This is a genomic window from Bacteroides sp. NSJ-39 (assembly GCF_014287315.1).
Lineage (GTDB): Bacteria > Bacteroidota > Bacteroidia > Bacteroidales > Bacteroidaceae > Bacteroides > Bacteroides finegoldii.
The window spans coordinates 621,796-639,863 of the sequence record NZ_JACOOB010000001.1 but is presented as its reverse complement, the minus strand read 5'-3'; the positions used below and the strand labels follow the sequence as shown (position 1 = coordinate 639,863).

At 44.4% G+C, this 18,068-nt stretch carries 12 protein-coding genes and 1 pseudogene; 6 read left to right on the top strand and 7 right to left on the bottom strand.

The features are described 5' to 3' along the window. Window positions 1-190: MFS transporter (locus tag H8S63_RS19830; protein WP_370527597.1), on the bottom strand; the 190-nt coding region annotated here is incomplete at its 3' end. A 33-nt stretch (window positions 191-223) separates the two neighbouring features. On the opposite strand from H8S63_RS19830, the gene H8S63_RS02840 reads away from it, so the two are divergent. The 5 genes from H8S63_RS02840 to H8S63_RS02820 all read left to right on the top strand — a co-directional run bounded on the left by H8S63_RS02840 (window position 224) and on the right by H8S63_RS02820 (window position 10,964). After that, a complete protein-coding gene (locus H8S63_RS02840; RefSeq protein WP_186925672.1) occupies window positions 224-1,876 on the top strand; it encodes a sialidase family protein in 1,653 nt (550 codons plus the stop codon). 171 nt (window positions 1,877-2,047) lie between these two features. Next, entirely contained in the window at window positions 2,048-4,372 is a 2,325-nt protein-coding gene (locus H8S63_RS02835; protein WP_186925671.1) for a glycoside hydrolase family 20 protein, read from the top strand. Continuing rightward, window positions 4,372-6,444: a family 20 glycosylhydrolase gene (locus H8S63_RS02830; protein WP_186925670.1), complete on the top strand. Its 2,073-nt coding sequence runs from the start codon at window positions 4,372-4,374 to the stop codon at window positions 6,442-6,444. Before H8S63_RS02835 ends, H8S63_RS02830 begins: the two co-directional genes overlap by 1 nt. A 117-nt stretch (window positions 6,445-6,561) precedes the next feature. Beyond that, window positions 6,562-9,309, top strand: a complete 2,748-nt coding sequence (locus H8S63_RS02825) for a SusC/RagA family TonB-linked outer membrane protein (RefSeq protein WP_186925669.1) — start codon at window positions 6,562-6,564, stop codon at window positions 9,307-9,309. Window positions 9,310-9,320: 11 nt separating this feature from the next. After that, on the top strand, window positions 9,321-10,964 hold the full coding sequence (locus tag H8S63_RS02820) for a RagB/SusD family nutrient uptake outer membrane protein (protein ID WP_370527595.1): 1,644 nt from the start codon (window positions 9,321-9,323) through the stop codon (window positions 10,962-10,964). A gap of 167 nt (window positions 10,965-11,131) precedes the next feature. Here H8S63_RS02820 and H8S63_RS02815 read toward each other — a convergent pair whose 3' ends face one another. From H8S63_RS02815 to H8S63_RS02805, 3 genes are all read right to left on the bottom strand, one after another. Further along, window positions 11,132-12,271 (bottom strand): DNA alkylation repair protein, encoded by a 1,140-nt coding sequence (locus H8S63_RS02815; RefSeq protein WP_186925667.1) that lies wholly within the window; start codon window positions 12,269-12,271, stop codon window positions 11,132-11,134. Between the two features lie 138 nt (window positions 12,272-12,409). Next, window positions 12,410-13,600 carry a molecular chaperone DnaJ gene (gene dnaJ / locus H8S63_RS02810; RefSeq protein WP_186925666.1) on the bottom strand — a complete coding sequence of 397 codons (1,191 nt, stop codon included), beginning with the start codon at window positions 13,598-13,600 and terminating at the stop codon, window positions 12,410-12,412. 37 nt (window positions 13,601-13,637) lie between these two features. Continuing rightward, window positions 13,638-14,219 (bottom strand): nucleotide exchange factor GrpE, encoded by a 582-nt coding sequence (locus tag H8S63_RS02805; RefSeq protein WP_022275529.1) that lies wholly within the window; start codon window positions 14,217-14,219, stop codon window positions 13,638-13,640. A gap of 271 nt (window positions 14,220-14,490) precedes the next feature. Between H8S63_RS02805 and H8S63_RS02800 the strand changes: the two genes are divergently transcribed. Then, window positions 14,491-16,113, top strand: coding sequence for an ABC-F family ATP-binding cassette domain-containing protein (locus H8S63_RS02800; protein WP_007753894.1), 1,623 nt, complete (start codon window positions 14,491-14,493; stop codon window positions 16,111-16,113). Window positions 16,114-16,203: 90 nt separating this feature from the next. On the opposite strand, the gene H8S63_RS02795 is transcribed toward H8S63_RS02800, so the two are convergent. The 3 genes and pseudogenes from H8S63_RS02795 to H8S63_RS02785 form a co-directional block, all read right to left on the bottom strand. After that, window positions 16,204-16,374 (bottom strand): hypothetical protein, encoded by a 171-nt coding sequence (locus H8S63_RS02795; protein ID WP_186925665.1) that lies wholly within the window; start codon window positions 16,372-16,374, stop codon window positions 16,204-16,206. Further along, window positions 16,355-16,944: pseudogene (locus H8S63_RS02790) on the bottom strand (AAA family ATPase); the annotation flags it as partial. The gene H8S63_RS02795 and the pseudogene H8S63_RS02790, both read right to left, overlap by 20 nt. 147 nt (window positions 16,945-17,091) lie before the next feature. Beyond that, window positions 17,092-18,057 (bottom strand): alpha/beta hydrolase, encoded by a 966-nt coding sequence (locus H8S63_RS02785; RefSeq protein ID WP_255467619.1) that lies wholly within the window; start codon window positions 18,055-18,057, stop codon window positions 17,092-17,094. Between the last annotated feature and the right edge of the window lie 11 nt (window positions 18,058-18,068).

Below are 18,068 nucleotides of genomic sequence, written 5' to 3'. Positions count from 1 at the left end.
GAGAAACAACCATGCCCGAAACTCCGTAATAAACCAGCTTCTTGCGGCCCACCTTATCGATGATGACAAGAGCCAGAACCGTGGTCAAAGTATTGACTAGTCCTACCAGAACTTGGTAATAGAGAGAAAGTTTGTGGCTCTCATATTGTATTTTAAAGAAAATACTTAATTTGTATAAGAAAAATCCTATCTTTACCGCGTTAAACTAACTAATACCCCCATTATGAAAAGAAATCATTATTTTCTCCTCTTTATTTTATTAGGATTTTTCTTTAGTGTTCAAGCTTCAGATACTATCCGAGTTTCAGATACAGTATTTATTCGTGAAACACAAATCCCCATTCTGATAGAACGGCAAGACAATGTTTTGTTTTATATTCGTTTGGATGCTGAAGAAAGTAAGTTACTGAATGAAGTCGTATTAGATTTCAGCAAAAGCACGCCACAGCACGATATCCAGTTAGTAAAACTCTATTATGGAGGCACGGAGGCATTGCAACATAGAAATAAAAAGTGTATGGCTCCTGTAGAATATATATCCAGTTTTCATCCGGGAACTACCTTATCTGCCAATCCGTCGTATTCGGTGAAATGTGCGGAAGTAGTGAGACCCTCCAATAAAGTAGTACTTAAGAGTAATTATAAATTATTTCCAGGCGTAAATTTTTTTTGGATTAGCTTGCAGATGAAAAAAGGGACTTCTTTATATACCCGAATAAACTCTGAACTATGTGCGGTAAAAGTAGATGGCAGAGATTTGACTTGTAAATATCTTTCTCCTAAGAATATCTCTCATCGAATGGCTATCGGCGTACGTCACGCAGGAGATGACGGATCGGCAGCTTTCCGTATTCCGGGATTGGTGACTACGAATAAAGGAACTTTGTTAGGAGTATATGATGTTCGTTATAATAGTAGCGTTGATTTGCAAGAATATGTTGATGTTGGGTTGAGCCGTAGTACAGATGGAGGAAAGACATGGGAAAAAATGCGTCTTCCTCTTTCATTTGGTGAGTATGGTGGTTTGCCAAAAGCCCAAAATGGGGTAGGGGATCCTTCTATTCTGGTAGACACAAAGACAAATACTGTATGGATAGTTGCTGCATGGACACATGGTATGGGTAATCAGCGTGCGTGGTGGAGTTCACATCCGGGAATGGATATGAATCATACAGCACAATTGATGATGGTAAAGAGTACTGACGATGGTAAAACGTGGTCGGAACCAATCAATATAACAGAACAGGTGAAAGATCCATCCTGGTATTTTCTACTTCAAGGACCGGGACGGGGAATAACGATGAGTGACGGTACATTGGTTTTTCCGACCCAGTTTATAGATTCGACACGTATCCCTAATGCCGGAATTATGTATAGTAAGGATCAAGGTAAGACATGGAAGATGCATAACATGGCCCGTACCAATACCACAGAAGCCCAAGTTGTAGAAATAGAACCGGGAGTTTTGATGTTGAATATGCGTGATAACAGAGGAGGTAGCCGGGCGGTATCCATTACAAAAGATTTGGGCAAGAGCTGGACCGAACACGCTTCTTCACGTAAGGCACTTAATGAGCCCGTATGTATGGCCAGCTTGCTGAATGTCAAAGCACTGGATAATGTGTTGAACAAAGACATCCTTCTATTTTCAAATCCGAATACAGTAAAAGGACGTGACCATATTACAATAAAGGCAAGTTTGGATAAAGGACTTACTTGGCTGCCGGAACATCAACTTTTATTGGATGAAGATCCGGGATGGGGGTATAGCTGTCTGACTATGATTGATAAAGAAACTATAGGCATTTTATACGAAAGTAGTGTAGCACACATGACATTTCAAGCAGTGAAGCTTACAGATATTATTAAAAAATAAGATAATTATATTATGAAGAAAGCTATTTTTGGTGGGTTATTGTGTTTTACCTGATTAATATATTTTGTTAAATTATCCGTGGAATATGATGGAAAATGTGAAATATGGCAGAAAAATAATATCTTTGACTCCATAAATTTATTAATAACTTAACACTTAATTTTTTAATTTATGAAACAACTGTTGAAATTAACCGGATGCTTGGCGGTGGCAGGGCTTTTTGTTTCTTGCCAGTCAGTTCAGCAAGAAGCTAATTATCAGGTAATTCCTTTGCCTCAGGAAATCGTTGTAGAGCAGGGAGTCCCCTTTATCCTGAAAAGCGGAGTAAAGATTCTCTATCCGGAAGGAAACGAGAAGATGCAGCGCAATGCGAAATTCCTGGCCGACTATCTGAAGACGGCTACGGGAAAAGACTTTACCATTGAGGCCGGAACAGAAGGAAAAAATGCCATTATCCTGGCTTTGGGAACAGAAAATGAGAATCCGGAAGCCTATCAGCTGAAAGTTGCCGGTGACGGAGTAACCATTACCGGTTCTACGGAAGCCGGAGTATTTTATGGTATCCAGTCTTTGCGTAAATCTTTGCCTATTGCTGTGGGAGCAAATATAGCCCTCCCGGCCGTAGAAATCAAAGACGCTCCCCGTTTTGGTTATCGTGGTGCCCATTTTGATACCAGCCGTCATTTTTTCACGGTAGATGAAATAAAGACTTACATCGATATGCAGGCATTGCACAACATGAATCGTTTGCATTGGCATATCACGGACGACCAGGGGTGGCGTCTGGAAATCAAGAAATACCCGAAGCTGACAGAAATCGGTTCCAATAGAACGGAAACCGTCATCGGACGCAACTCCGGTGAGTATGACGGTAAACCTTACGGTGGATTTTATACGCAGAAACAGGCAAAAGAAATTGTAGAATATGCTGCAGAACGTTACATAACCGTTGTTCCTGAAATAGATCTTCCGGGACATATGCAAGCTGCCCTTGCCGCTTACCCTGAACTGGGTTGTACCGGTGGTCCGTACGAAGTATGGAGACAGTGGGGAGTATCCGAAGATGTGCTTTGTGCCGGAAATGATCAGGTATTGAAATTCCTCGAGGATGTATATGGAGAATTGATTGAAATCTTCCCGTCGGAATATATCCATGTGGGTGGTGACGAATGTCCGAAAGTAAGATGGGAACAATGTCCGAAGTGCCAGGCACGTGCCAAGGCGTTGGGCTTGAAATCGGATAAGGAACACTCTAAAGAAGAACGTTTGCAGAGTTTCATTATCAATCATATCGAGAAATTCCTCAATGCTCACGGACGCCAGATTATCGGTTGGGATGAAATCCTTGAAGGCGGACTTGCTCCGAATGCTACTGTGATGTCATGGCGCGGCGAAAAAGGAGGTATTGAAGCCGCCAAGCAGAAACACGATGTCATCATGACTCCGAATACTTATTTATATTTCGACTACTATCAGTCTAAAGATATCGAAAATGAACCTTTCGGTATCGGAGGTTATCTGCCGATGGAAAGAGTATACAGCTACGAGCCTATGCCAGCTTCTCTTACTCCGGAGGAACAGCAATGTATAAAAGGGGTACAAGCTAATCTTTGGACCGAATATATCGCTACATTCTCGCATGCGCAATATATGGTATTGCCCCGTTGGGCTGCTTTGTGTGAAGTTCAGTGGACGAATCCCGATAAGAAGAATTATGCAGACTTCCTGTCTCGGCTTCCTCAGTTAATCAAATGGTATGAAGCCGAAGGATATAATTATGCTAAACACGTCTTTGAAGTGCAGGTCCAATTTGAACCGAATCCGACAGAAGGAACATTGGATATTATGTTATCTACTATTGATAAGTCCCCTATTCATTATACTTTGGACGGTACGGAACCTACCGTTGCTTCTCCTTTGTATGAAGGCGTGTTGAAAGTCAAGGAAAATGCAACTTTGTCTGCCAAAGCTATTCGTTCTTTAGGAGACAGCAAGGTGCTTACCGAGAAAATTGATTTCAGCAAATCCAGCATGAAGCCGATTGTTGCCAATCAGAAAATCAATGAACAATACATGTTCAAGGGAGCTGCTACATTGATAGACGGTCTGAAAGGAAACAGTAGTTACAAATCCGGCCGTTGGATTGCTTTCAACGGGAATGACATGGATATGACGATTGATCTCCAACAACCCGTAGAGATTTCAAGCGTGTCCATCTCTACTTGTGTGGCCAAAGGCGATTGGGTATTCGATGCGAGAACTGTGGCCGTAGAAGTTTCGGATGACGGAAAGAACTTTACTAAAGTTGCTTCCGAAGAATATCCGGAAATGAAAGAAGATGATAAAGACGGTGTCTATGATCATAAGTTGACCTTTACTCCGGTGAAAACGCAGTATGTAAGAGTTATTGCATCACCGGAGAAATCAATGCCGGCATGGCATGGTGGAAAAGGTAAAAACAGTTTCTTGTTTGTAGACGAAATCAGTATTGATTAATGAATATAAGAAATAGATACGCTAAAGTTTGTCTTTTCTTATGGATATTAGGGATGTGCCTTGTGGTGCATCCCATCAAAGCACAGTCCGTAATTCCTGTTCCATTGAAAATGGAGCAGGGTGCGGACTACTTTTTTCTATCAGAAAAGACAAAGCTTTATACAAACTTAGAGGGGGAAGAAGCGAGACTTTGGGAGAACTGTCTGCAAGCACTTCCTGTTTCGTTGAAGAAAGGTTCGAAAAAGGACGTACGCCAAGTACTTTCACTGCTGATAACCGAAAAGAATGACCGGTTGCCCTCTCCGGAAAGTTACACACTGTCCGTCACTCCCCGACGAATCATTATCTGTTCAACTTCCGGAGCCGGATTATTCTACGGAATGCAGACACTATTACAGTTGCTTACCCCTTCGGGCACGGGCTATTCCGTCGCATCCGTTGAAATAGAGGATACTCCTCGTTTTGCTTATCGTGGTTTTATGCTCGATGTTTCCCGCCATTTCTTCTCCAAAGAATTTGTGAAGAAGCAGATAGACGCATTGGCTTTTTATAAAATAAACCGGCTTCATCTGCATCTGACTGATGCGGCAGGCTGGCGCATTGAGATAAGGAAATATCCTTTGCTCACTGACTTTGCCGCTTGGCGTACGGAACCGAACTGGAAGAAATGGTGGAACGGTGGACGCGAATACGTTCGCTTCGATGAACCCGGAGCTTCCGGCGGTTATTATACTCAGAAAGACATTTGTGAGATACTTGAATACGCCCGTCAGCATTATATGACGGTCATCCCTGAAATAGAAATGCCTTCCCATTCGGAAGAAGTGCTGGCTGCTTATCCGCAACTGTCCTGTTCGGGCGAGCCGTACAAGAATTCGGACTTCTGTGTCGGTAATGAAGAAACCTTTACCTTTCTCGAAAATGTGCTGACCGAAGTCATGGAACTTTTTCCGTCAGAATATATCCATATCGGTGGTGATGAGGCTGGCAAGTCGGCATGGAAAACGTGCCCGAAGTGTCAAAAGAGAATGAAAGATGAACATCTTGCCAATGTAGATGAACTGCAAAGTTACCTGATACACCGCATTGAGAAGTTCCTCAATGCTCACGGCCGTCATTTGCTGGGATGGGATGAGATCTTGCAAGGAGGTATAGCTCCCAATGCTACTGTTATGTCCTGGCGTGGAGAAGAAGGTGGGATTGCTGCCGTAACCTCCGGTCATCGGGCTGTCATGACACCCGGCGCTTATTGTTATCTGGACAGTTATCAGGATGCACCCTATTCACAGCCGGAAGCTATCGGCGGATATCTGCCATTGAAGAAAGTGTATTCGTACGATCCGGTTTCCGTTTCCCTGACTACAGAGCAGGCTAAACTTGTTTACGGTGTGCAGGGTAACTTATGGGTGGAATATATTCCCACTCCCGAACAGGTTGAATATATGATGTATCCCCGTATCCTCGCATTGGCGGAAGTGGCTTGGTCTGCTCCCGAGCGTAAGTCATGGCGGGATTTCCATGCCCGCGCCTTGAAAGCGGTGAGAGAGTTACAGGCAAAGGGATATCATCCTTTCGATTTGAAGAATGAGATTGGCAGTCGTCCGGAATCCGTAAAACCTGTTGCCCATCTGGCATTGAGTAAGAAGGTAATATACAATTCATCGTATAGTCCCCATTATCCGGCACAGGGCAATACCGCTCTAACGGACGGCATACGTGGCGATTGGACGTATGGAGACGGTTGTTGGCAGGGATTTATTGACGGTGACCGGTTAGATGTGATAATCGATATGGAAACTGTTACTCCTATTCATTCCGTTACTGCTGCTTTCATGCAAGTGACAGGTGCGGAGGTGTTTTTGCCTGAGTCTGTCACAATCTCTGTCTCTGACGATGGAACCAATTTTACGGAATTGGAACACCGGACTTTTGAAGTCACCAAAGAAATTCCTATCCAATTTACGGACATCTCATGGAAGGGGAATGCTACAGGAAGATACATTCGCTATCAGGCTCAAGCCGGAAAAGAATTCGGAGGCTGGATATTCACAGATGAGATAATCGTGAAATAATCCGTGAAATAACCGTGAGGTACTCCGTGTCCCAAAAATAAAAAAAGAAGGAATCCACTCAACCAGATTCCTTCTTTTTTTGTTATATTTATAGTATTACCTTAAAAACTAACAATTATGATACGACGACACGGTAAACTAACATTGCTCACTCTTCTTTTGTCGGCTTCGTGTAGTGGTATATTCGCTCAGGAGATACCCGTTACCACGCCCATAGACTCATTGATAACAGTTGGATATGCCACCGGAAGTTTGAAAACCCTCTCCGGTTCCGTAGAGAAGATTACGGAGACACAGATGAATAAAGACCAGATAACGAACCCTTTGGAAGCAATCCGCGGACGTGTGCCGGGCTTGACTATCCAACGCGGGTCAAATGGTCCGGCAGCCTTGGATGCAGTACGCCTGCGGGGAACTACCTCACTGACCAGTGGCAATGACCCTTTGATAATCGTCGACGGAGTATTTGGAGACTTGAGCATGCTCACCTCCATTTACCCTACGGATATTGAGAGCTTTACCATTCTGAAAGACGCTTCCGAAACCGCACAATACGGTTCACGAGGAGCTTCCGGTGTGATCGAGGTCACCACTAAAAAAGGAATGAGCGGCAGAACACAAGTAGCCTACAACGGTAGCTTCGGAATTTCCACCGTCTACAAGAATCTGAAAATGCTGTCCGGCGATGAGTACCGCCGTATCGCTTCGGAACGCGGGATTTCCATTCTGGACAAAGGATATAATACCGATTTTCAGAAAGAGATTGAACAGACAGGACTACAACAAAACCATCACATCGCCTTTTATGGTGGTTCCAGTGAGTCCAGCTATCGCGTTTCTCTTGGTTTCATGGATCGTCAGGGAGTGATTTTGAATGAAGACATGAAAAACTTCACTTCGAATATGAACATGAATCAGAAAATGTTCGACGGCTTCCTGAACTGCGAGCTGGGAATGTTCGGTTCCATTCAGAAGAATCATAATCTGGTGGATTATCAGAAAACGTTCTATTCGGCAGCCACATTCAACCCCACCTACCCCAACCATAAAGACCCCGTCACCAATTCCTGGGACGGAATAACGACTGCCAGCCAAATTACCAATCCATTGGCATGGATGGAAGTGCAGGATGATGATGCCACTTCGCACATCAGCACGCACGCCCGTCTGACTTTCAATCTGCTGGAAGGACTGAAACTAAACCTCTTCGGCGCCTATACCTATAATATCGTGGAAAATTCGCAATACCTCCCCACCTCCGTCTGGGCGAACGGCCAGGCTTACAAAGGAACCAAAAAGCGAGAATCCTTGCTGGGCAACATGATGCTGACCTATAAGAAAAACTGGAAAAAACATTTCTTTGACGTGCTGGCACTTGCCGAACTTCAAAAAGAAACCTACACGGGATATTATACAACAGTAAGCAATTTCAGCACCGACAAATTCGGATATAATAATCTTCAGGCAGGTGCACTCCGCTTATGGGAAGGCACTAATTCTTACTACGACCAACCCCGTCTGGCATCTTTCATGGGACGTTTCAACTATACATACGCCGACCGCTACGTACTGACGCTGAACGCCCGTACAGATGCTTCCTCCAAATTCGGAGCGAACCATAAATGGGGATTCTTCCCCTCCGCATCTGCCGCATGGGTGATTAGTGAAGAAGAATTTATGAAGCAGTTGCCGATGGTGGATAATCTGAAATTCCGTATTGGCTATGGTCTGGCAGGTAATCAGAGTGGGATTGACTCATACACTACATTGAACCTTGTAAAGCCGAACGGTGTAGTCCCCGTCGGAAACTCCGCCGTCGTATCTTTAGGAGACTTGCGGAACACGAATCCCGACCTGAAATGGGAAGTGAAACATACCTTTAATACCGGTATCGACGTAGCTCTTTTCGGCAACCGCCTGCTGCTTTCCGCCAACTATTACAACTCCCGAACCACAGATATGCTTTACCTTTACAACGTAAGCGTACCGCCTTTCACCTATAACACCTTACTTGCCAACATCGGTTCCATGCGCAACTGGGGTACGGAAATCGCCATCGGCATCACCCCCTTGAAGACCAAGGATATGGAACTGAATATCAATGCCAATATCACTTTCCAGCGCAACAAACTGCTCTCATTAAGCGGTATGTATAACGGCGAAATGCTTTCTGCTCCCGAATATAAAAGTCTTTCTGGCCTCGACGGAGCCGGCTTTCATGGAGGATACAACCACATTGTATATCAGATGGTGGGTCAACCGTTGGGCGTGTTCTATCTTCCCCACAGTACGGGACTGGAATCCGACGGAAACGGTGGATACACCTATGGCATCGCCGATCTGAATGGCGGAGGTGTCAGCCTTGAAGATGGTGAAGACCGCTACGTGGCAGGACAAGCCGTACCTAAAACGATTCTTGGCTCCAACATCAGTTTCCGCTACAAGCGTTTCGACCTGTCTTTGCAGGTTAACGGAGCTTTCGGACATAAAATTTACAACGGAACCTCCCTGACCTATATGAACATGAATATATTTCCCGACTATAACGTAATGAAGAAAGCCCCGAAACAGAACATCAAGGATCAAACCGCCACCGACTATTGGTTGGAAAAGGGAGATTATGTCAACTTCGACTATGTGACGCTGGGTTGGAACGTGCCGATTGAGAAAGTGCAGAAACTGAAAAAATATGTCCGTTCCCTGCGTCTGGCATTTACAGTCAACAACCTGGCAACCATTTCCGGTTATTCGGGACTTTCACCCATGATTAACAGTTCAACGGTGAACTCCACTTTAGGCGTGGATGATAAACGGGGATATCCGTTGGCGCGGACGTACACACTGGGATTGAGTATTAACTTTTAATGGAGGAGGAGATGATGAAACAATATATGAAAAATAAAAGTCGGTTAGGATTCTTTCTGGCAATGTGCCTGGGTTTATTCTCATGTAGTAAGTTTTTGGAGGAAAATCCGAAAGATAAGTTACCCGAAGATGACGTTTACAATACAATCTCGGAAGTATATCTCAATGCAGTAGCTTCGCTTTATACATACGTAGGCGGTTATAGTGATAGTCAGGGATTGCAGGGAACGGGTAGGGGAGTCTACGACCTGAACACCTTTACCTCCGACGAAGCCATTATCCCCACCCGTGGAGGTGACTGGTATGACGGTGGTTTTTGGCAAGGACTTTACCTGCACGATTGGGGAATAGAGAATGATGCCATTCAGGCTACATGGGAATATCTCTATAAAGTCGTCATGTTAAGTAACAAATCACTGGAACGGATAGACAAATTCGCCGTAACTCATTCCGCTACGGAACTGCCGACATACCGTGCCGAAGTACGTGCCATGCGGGCTATGTATTATTATTACCTGATGGATTTGTTCGGACGCATTCCGCTAGTTCAATCCTCTTTCGTAGCAATGAAAGATGTAGTGCAAAGTGAACGAAAAACGGTCTTTGACTTTGTTGTCAAGGAATTGCAAGAGGCGGCTCCTTTGTTGAGCGATGCACATAGCAACCAGTCCGGCCCTTACTATGGCCGTATCACTCGCCCCGTGGTTACTTTCCTATTGGCCAAACTGGCTTTGAACTCCGAAGTTTATACAGACAATGATTGGACAGACGGACAACGCCCAGATGGAAAAAATATAAAGTTCACTGTGAACGACAGCGAACTCAATGCCTGGGAAACAGTCATCTACTATTGTGACCAACTCAAGACTATGGGCTACAAACTGGAACCGGAATACGAAACGAATTTCTCTATATTCAACGAACCGTCCGTAGAGAATGTCTTCACTATCCCGATGAATAAAACTCTGTACACCAACCAGATGCAATATCTCTTCCGTTCCCGCCACTATAATCACGCCAAGGCTTACGGGTTAAGCGGTGAGAACGGTCCTAGCGCCACCATTGAAGCCCTCGAAACTTTCGGTTATGAAACCGCGGAACAAGATCCCCGTTTTGATATTTGCTATTTTGCAGGAATTGTCCACGACCTGAAAGGAAACATAATCAAACTGGATAATGGAACGGTACTGGAATATCTGCCCTGGAAAGTATCTCTGGATATAACAGACACTCCATACGAACAAACCGCAGGAGCCCGCATGAAAAAGTATGAAGTCGACCCGACTGCCACAAAAGACGGTAAGTTGATGGAGAATGACATTGTATTGTTCCGCTATGCAGACGCTTTGTTGATGAAGAGTGAAGCGAAAGTCCGGAACGGAGCAAACGGAGATGAAGAACTCAATGAAGTTCGTAGCCGTGTCAACGCTTCTCCCCGCACTGCCACTTTAGAGAATATCCTTGCCGAACGTCAGCTGGAACTGGCTTGGGAAGGATGGAGACGACAGGACCTAGTTCGCTTCGGGAAGTTTACAAGAGCTTACAGCAGCCGTCCGCAACTGCCGGATGAAGCAAGTGGCTATACAACTGTATTTCCTATACCGGAGAAAATACGGGTGATGAATGAGAGGTTGAAACAGAATCCGGGGTATTAGGAAGAAGATAGTAGTAATCAAAATAAAAAAATCCTCGATTTTCATCCGGAGAATCGAGGATTTATATTATTTGTTGCAGCGCTTGTAGAGATAATAGCTAATGCAGAAATCCATATTATATGTAGTGGTTATTACCCAATCCAATCAAATAACTCAATTAAATCGAATTACTCAATCAAATCGAAATCATATTTTTCAAATTCACTCCCATTGATTATTATAGCGATTTGATGAAGCCCGAGATGGAATTTTCTCGTCGTAACCACACGGAAAGAGTGTTTTCGCGTTATTCGTGTGGTAGAATTTCCGGTATATTCTTTTTCGCTGATTTTATGAACTTTCTTCGTCAGCGTTCCATTTACTTTTTGGTAATAAATACCATATTCAAGCCGTATTTTGATTGTCTTATTGCTATGATTCAACAAGTTAAAACCAAACTCCAACGAATCCCCGACTTTAACCTTAAGACTTGAAATCTGAAAATCTTCCACACTAATATTATTTCTGATAGAATCAAAGCCAAACAACTCCATCACCTCCGGAATCCCTTGCTTTAAGAGCGTCCGGCAACCGTGTTTAATAATCCAGTCTACCTCTTTCGATTCCCCCTTCCATTTCTTTGCCAAATCAATGACAATTTCCGGATTATCTTTCGCAATATCATTCAAATTATTGGCAACGCTCAACCGTACAAATCTTGCCGGATCATTTTTAAGATTCTCCAAAATAGGAATAATAGGTGTCGGATCTTTCTTCAGATTCGGCAAAGCCATCGCCCAAGGCAAACGCGGACGGCAACCTTCTGACGCAAGCCGCCTTACTCCCCAATGCTCATGTTTCGACCAAACCAACATCTGCTTCATCATTTTATCCGGATATTTTATTATAAAAGGATGAGTCACAAATTCGCAACTTGTGAACTGTGTGATTTTCTCTATCGCCTTGACAGACGTTTCATAATCATCCAACCCATATTGCTCGACATAATTATTCATAATCACCCCATACTCCAGCATCAATCCAAACTTCGTATCGTCTATCACCGAAAAATCAGGCCGCGTACTTTTTACATGATCCAACAACTCAAGAATCTTAGCGATCGCCTCTTTGTAATCTGCCGGCAAAAACTTTTTCAGAATGCTAGTGATATGTATCCAGCGCTGTTTTAATTCCCTGCCTTCCCATTCATCATCCATTATTTGAGAAACAAAACCGTGAGCATCAAAATCATCGATAACAAGTCTCAAATCTTTCGTAAACAGATCGAAAAATTGCTTGTTGTACATATTCTTAAAAGGTTCTGCCATACTTGAAGTCTATATTTAGTATCCATTTATTTGCTACACAAATATATGTCTTTTTTTTAAAAGGACAAGCCCTAAAAACAGAAGTGAGCCACAAAAAAGATTGCAGCTCACTTATACCTTATATATTATAGCAAAAAATTAATCGAAGAAACTCTTGAACTTCTTGAAAATCTTCTCCTTCACCGACGTGTTAGGTTTGAAGTTGTCCGAAGCCTCCATCTTTTCGAGCGTGCTCTTTTCCTCTTTATTGAGCGCTTCCGGCACATAGATACTGATGTTGACGAGTAAATCCCCCGTTCCGTACCCGTTCACATTCGGCAATCCCTTGCCGCGCAAACGAAGCACCTTACCCGGTTGAGTACCCGAATCAATCTTTACTTTCACTTTGCCGTCGATAGTCGGAATTTCCACAGCTCCGCCTAGAGCAGCAGTCGGGAAACTAAGCAACAGATTATAAATCAAATCATTCTCGTCGCGAATCAAGTCCTGATGCGGTTCTTCCTCTACGAGAATCAGCAAGTCGCCTGCCACACCGTTGTGTTTGCCGGCATTTCCTTTGCCACCCATAGAAAGCTGCATACCCTCTGCCACTCCGGCAGGGATTTTCACCGATACCACTTCTTCACCGTAAATGATTCCGTCGCCACCACATTTCTTACATTTGTTCTTGATAATCTTACCCTCACCGCCACAAGTAGAACAAGTGACGCGAGTCTGCATAGTGCCCAGAATAGTCTGCTGGTTACGGATTACGGAGCCGCTACCCTTACAAGTAGGACAAGTCTCCGAACCACCGTCACCTTCGGCACCCGTGCCATGACACTGGTCACACGGCACATATTTTTTGAGTTTAAATTTCTTTTCTACTCCGGTAGAGATCTCCTTCAACGTCAGCTTCACTTTCACACGAAGGTCACTGCCGCGATACCGGCGTTGCTGTGAGCCTCCACCGCCTCCACCGAATCCGCTAAAACCTCCGAAACCACCTCCGAAACCGCCACCGCGACCTCCGAAGATATCACCGAACATGGAGAAAATATCATCCATCGACATGCTTTCGCCACTGAAACCGCCGAACGGCCCTCCATTTCCTGCCGCACCGCTCACTCCCGCATGGCCGAACTGGTCATAACGCGAACGTTTTTCCGGATTGCTCAATACATCATACGCTTCCGCAGCTTCCTTAAACTTCTCTTCCGCCTCCTTGTCGCCAGGATTCTTGTCGGGGTGATATTGAATCGCTTTTTTGCGGTAAGCCTTTTTTATTTCTTCTACTGTGGCCGTCTTTGTTACCTCCAGTACTTCGTAATAGTCTCTTTTTTCTGCCATGCTTCTTTAAAAAAAATATGAGTTTTATGGGTTGTCCTTATTCCCCTACTACCACTTTAGCGTGGCGGAGCACTTTGTCGTTCAATGTATAACCCGTTTGTACACAATCCAGAATCTTACCTTTCTGTTCCTCAGATGGTGCAGGGATTACTGCGATGGCTTCGTGATAATCGGTATCCAACGGTTGGTCTTTAGTCTCGATAACCTTTACACCGTTTTGTCCCAATACAGCCATGAATTTATTATAAATCAGCTCGACACCTTCTTTCACGGCACTCACATCGGTTGCCGTCTCCATCGTTTTGATGGCACGCTCGAAGTCATCCACTATCGGAAGAATGCTGCTGAGACTTTTTTCTCCACCGTTCAGAATCAGTTCCGCCTTTTCCTTCATGGTGCGTTTACGATAATTGTCGAACTCGGCGGACAAGCGCAGATATTTGTCTTTCTGCTCATCAATAGTCTCCTGAGCCTTTTCCAATTCCTTTTCCAACTCCTCTTCGTGCGTCAGTGGAGCCGCCTCTTCAGCTTGTTCGTTTTGCGGTTGTTCATCCGCACCGTTCTGAGTTTCTTCAACATTCAGTTCTTCTTCCTTCACTTTTTTTTCTTTTGGATCCATTTTGGTATTTACTATTTAACTAGTTACTATTTATTGTTTAAAAACACGTTATCTTTTAGAGATACCGTCTATTCGACATACTGGACTGACCGGATGTCATTAGTTTTGCTTGCAAAAACTTTGCCAAGTCGGTGTTTTTGCCAGAAAACGCAGCAAAGGTAACACTTTTATGTCAGATTGGCACATATCGGATAGCTCATAATTCATTTTAAATGTCTACCTTTGCACGCTAAAACAATAAGTAGTAACTAGTAAAATAGTAAATAATAAGATGATTACAGTTTCAAACGTTTCGGTACAGTTTGGTAAAAGAGTGTTGTTTAATGACGTAAACCTGAAGTTTACAAGTGGTAACTGTTATGGTATTATCGGTGCGAACGGTGCGGGAAAATCTACGTTTCTCCGTACGATTTACGGAGATCTGGACCCTACAACAGGTACGATTGCGCTCGGACCGGGCGAACGTCTCTCAGTGTTGAGTCAGGACCACTTTAAGTGGGATTCATATACCGTCATGGATACCGTTATGATGGGACATACCGTGTTGTGGGACATCATGAAGCAACGCGAAGAATTGTATGCAAAAGAAGATTTCACAGACGAAGACGGACTGAAAGTATCCGAATTGGAAGAAAAATTTGCCGAGTTGGACGGATGGAATGCCGAAAGTGACGCAGCCATGTTGCTGAGCGGATTGGGCATTAAAGAAGACAAACACTATACATTGATGGGTGAACTGAGCGGTAAAGAAAAAGTTCGTGTCATGCTAGCTCAGGCGTTGTACGGAAACCCGGACAATCTTTTGCTCGACGAGCCTACCAACGACTTGGATATGGAGACGGTAACCTGGTTGGAGGAATATCTTTCCAATTTCGAACATACGGTATTGGTGGTGAGTCACGACCGTCACTTCCTCGACTCTGTATGTACGCACACCGTAGATATTGACTATGGAAAAATCAATATGTTTGCCGGTAACTATAGCTTCTGGTACGAATCCAGCCAGTTGGCTCTCCGTCAGCAGCAGAACCAGAAGGCAAAGGCGGAAGAGAAGAAGAAAGAGTTGGAAGAGTTTATCCGTCGGTTCAGTGCGAACGTAGCGAAGAGCAAGCAGACTACTAGTCGTAAGAAAATGCTTGAGAAGTTGAATATAGAAGAAATCAAACCTTCTTCACGTAAGTATCCGGGCATTATTTTTACTCCTGAACGCGAGCCGGGCAACCAGATTCTGGAAGTTTCCGGATTGAGCAAGAAGACGGAAGAAGGCGTAGTGCTCTTCAACGACGTGAACTTCAATGTAGAGAAAGGTGACAAGGTGGTATTCCTGTCACGCAATCCGCGCGCGATGACTGCTTTCTTCGAAATTATCAACGGAAACATGAAACCGGATGCAGGTACCTTCAGCTGGGGGGTAACCATCACCACTGCTTACCTGCCGCTGGATAACACCGATTTCTTCAATACCGATCTGAACCTGGTAGACTGGTTGAGCCAGTTTGGAGAAGGCAACGAGGTATATATGAAAGGCTTCCTCGGTCGTATGCTTTTCTCCGGCGAAGAGGTGCTGAAGAAAGTAAGCGTACTCTCCGGAGGTGAGAAGATGCGTTGTATGATTGCCCGTATGCAGCTGCGCAATGCAAACTGCCTCATTCTGGACACTCCGACCAACCATCTGGACTTGGAATCTATTCAGGCTTTCAATAACAACCTGAAGACATATAAAGGAAATATCCTTTTCTCATCTCATGACCACGAATTTATCCAGACTGTTGCCAACCGCATCATCGAACTGACGCCGAACGGTATCATTGACAAGATGATGGAATATGACGAATATATCACTTCCGACCATATTAAGGAATTGCGGGCGAAGATGTACGGTGACAAATTGTAATTTCACCACAGAGGACACGGAGGACACAGAGGTTGTTATTCAGAGATAATTAGAGTCTCTGCGTCCTCTGTGTCCTCTGTGGTTGTTCTATTATGATACTTCTTCCATCAGCACCAGCTCCCAGCTTCTCCATACGACCGTTGTCAGTTTCAGTTTCCCTTTCTGACGGGCTTCCGCCACACATTCGTCCTTGCTATAACGGATCAGCTGCTCCCGCGCTTCATCGGCAAGCTCCCTTATTTCGGGTATACCCTTCACCATGCATCGCTTTCCGATATAAGTCCGTTCCGTAAGTCGATAGGATGGTATTCGTGAAATTATCGTATTCATCGATCAGTAGATATATTTTGATGTCCCCTTTGCGGGTGGCGTAAGTGTTGATGGCTGACAAAAAAGCGCCGGGCTCTTCTTTTGTTTTTTCATCCAGCACTTTCCAGATGTCTTTTCCCAGCAAATGTCCGTACCTGTAAACAAAATCAGAAAGCTTCCCGCAGCAATGCATCCGGAAAGATTCCTCCACCTCATTGATATTCGAGCTCACCTCCGAGAAATTGAATCTCATGATGAGAAACTGGTTATGTATGGATGTGGGATGTTGCCCGATATACAGCTTCCCGAACAATTCGTCGAACTGGTCAGCGTAACGGACATCATAGTACGCCTCCAACATCGCCAGCGTGAGGCTTTTCCCGAAGCGTCGGGGCGGATGAGGAAGAGATAAGACGGCTGCATTTCTATCTTTTCGATAAACATTGTCTTATCCACATAATAATAGTTTTCTTTTTGGATGCGTCCGAAATCCGTCAATCCGTATGGTATTTGTTTCATCATATCGCGATTCCCTTCTTTAATTCATATCGAAGCAAATATACGGAAAACGATGAAAGGGCATTTTTAAAGCTACTTATTTATTCGTTTATTTGTTATTTTGTAAGAAAACAGCTATTTTTATCTCCATTGTTGAGTTTTGATTAGTTTTTATTTGCCAAGAAACTCCACTGTATACTTCACCGCTTCATTGAAAGCTGTTTCTTGACCGGGCACAGTGATAAACAAATGCACTGCCGAGGGAAATTCGAGTCGGGTAGCATTTACGCCAAGAGAGGTGATACGGTCGATAAACTCTTTCCCTTGACAAGCCAGGATATCTCGTCCGGCTGCGATAAGGAGTGTGCGAGGTAGTTTTTTCAAGGTTTTGTCTGTAGCCGACATGGGGGATATTTCCGGATTGTGTATCCTGTCGGGTGATGGTTCATAACTTTGGTTGAACGCTTCCATTAAGTCTCCGTCCAGCCCGAATCCCTTGTCGTACTTCTGCCATGAAGGGGTATGGTCATTCCATGCCTTCACAACGGGATAGAAAAGCAAAAGCCCCGCTATATCCCCTTCGTTCATTCTCAATGTGGAAGAAATGGCGAGATTGCCGCCGGAACTATCACCGCCTACCATAATCCGGTTGGGAGAACATCCCCAACGGGCTGCATTCTTTATTGCAAATCTGATAGCTTCCTCACAATCGTCAAGCGGTGTCGGATAAGGGTGTTCGGGGGATAAACGATAGTCAACAGCGAGGACACTTATGCCGCTTCTAGAACAGACTTCGCTGCAAAACCGGGCACAACTGTTCAAACTGCCGATTGTCCATCCTCCGCCATGCAGATAGATAAGCAATGTATTGTTGGTGGAAGTGGTAGGGGTGTAAAGCCTCAGATTACCGGCGGGCTCTGTCACTTTTACATTTGCGGGATAAGTAGGTTTGCTATTACGCGCATTTCTTACATTTTCCAACTTCTTCGTATTTCCGTTGATAGCTGTAAATATAGCGTCACGCTGTGTGGGTTGCAGCGTCGGACTCATCTGTGCCATGAACGCATCTGCCTCTTTCCACATCACTGAGTCTTTGGGCTCGTCAGCGACGGGTATCCCCATGAGAGATACCGCCATTATCGTTGTTA

Excerpts from the sequence above, each read along its gene's own strand:
- H8S63_RS02815 (WP_186925667.1), bottom strand. The coding sequence starts at position 12,271 with ATGGCAGAACCTTTTAAGAATATGTACAACAAGCAATTTTTCGATCTG.
- H8S63_RS02785 (WP_255467619.1), bottom strand. The coding sequence starts at position 18,057 with ATGGCGGTATCTCTCATGGGGATACCCGTCGCTGACGAGCCCAAAGAC.
- H8S63_RS02825 (WP_186925669.1), top strand. The coding sequence starts at position 6,562 with ATGATACGACGACACGGTAAACTAACATTGCTCACTCTTCTTTTGTCG.
- H8S63_RS02800 (WP_007753894.1), top strand. The coding sequence starts at position 14,491 with ATGATTACAGTTTCAAACGTTTCGGTACAGTTTGGTAAAAGAGTGTTG.
- H8S63_RS02830 (WP_186925670.1), top strand. The coding sequence starts at position 4,372 with ATGAATATAAGAAATAGATACGCTAAAGTTTGTCTTTTCTTATGGATA.
- H8S63_RS02820 (WP_370527595.1), top strand. The coding sequence starts at position 9,321 with ATGATGAAACAATATATGAAAAATAAAAGTCGGTTAGGATTCTTTCTG.
- H8S63_RS02805 (WP_022275529.1), bottom strand. The coding sequence starts at position 14,219 with ATGGATCCAAAAGAAAAAAAAGTGAAGGAAGAAGAACTGAATGTTGAA.
- dnaJ (WP_186925666.1), bottom strand. The coding sequence starts at position 13,600 with ATGGCAGAAAAAAGAGACTATTACGAAGTACTGGAGGTAACAAAGACG.
- H8S63_RS02840 (WP_186925672.1), top strand. The coding sequence starts at position 224 with ATGAAAAGAAATCATTATTTTCTCCTCTTTATTTTATTAGGATTTTTC.
- H8S63_RS02795 (WP_186925665.1), bottom strand. The coding sequence starts at position 16,374 with ATGGTGAAGGGTATACCCGAAATAAGGGAGCTTGCCGATGAAGCGCGG.
- H8S63_RS02835 (WP_186925671.1), top strand. The coding sequence starts at position 2,048 with ATGAAACAACTGTTGAAATTAACCGGATGCTTGGCGGTGGCAGGGCTT.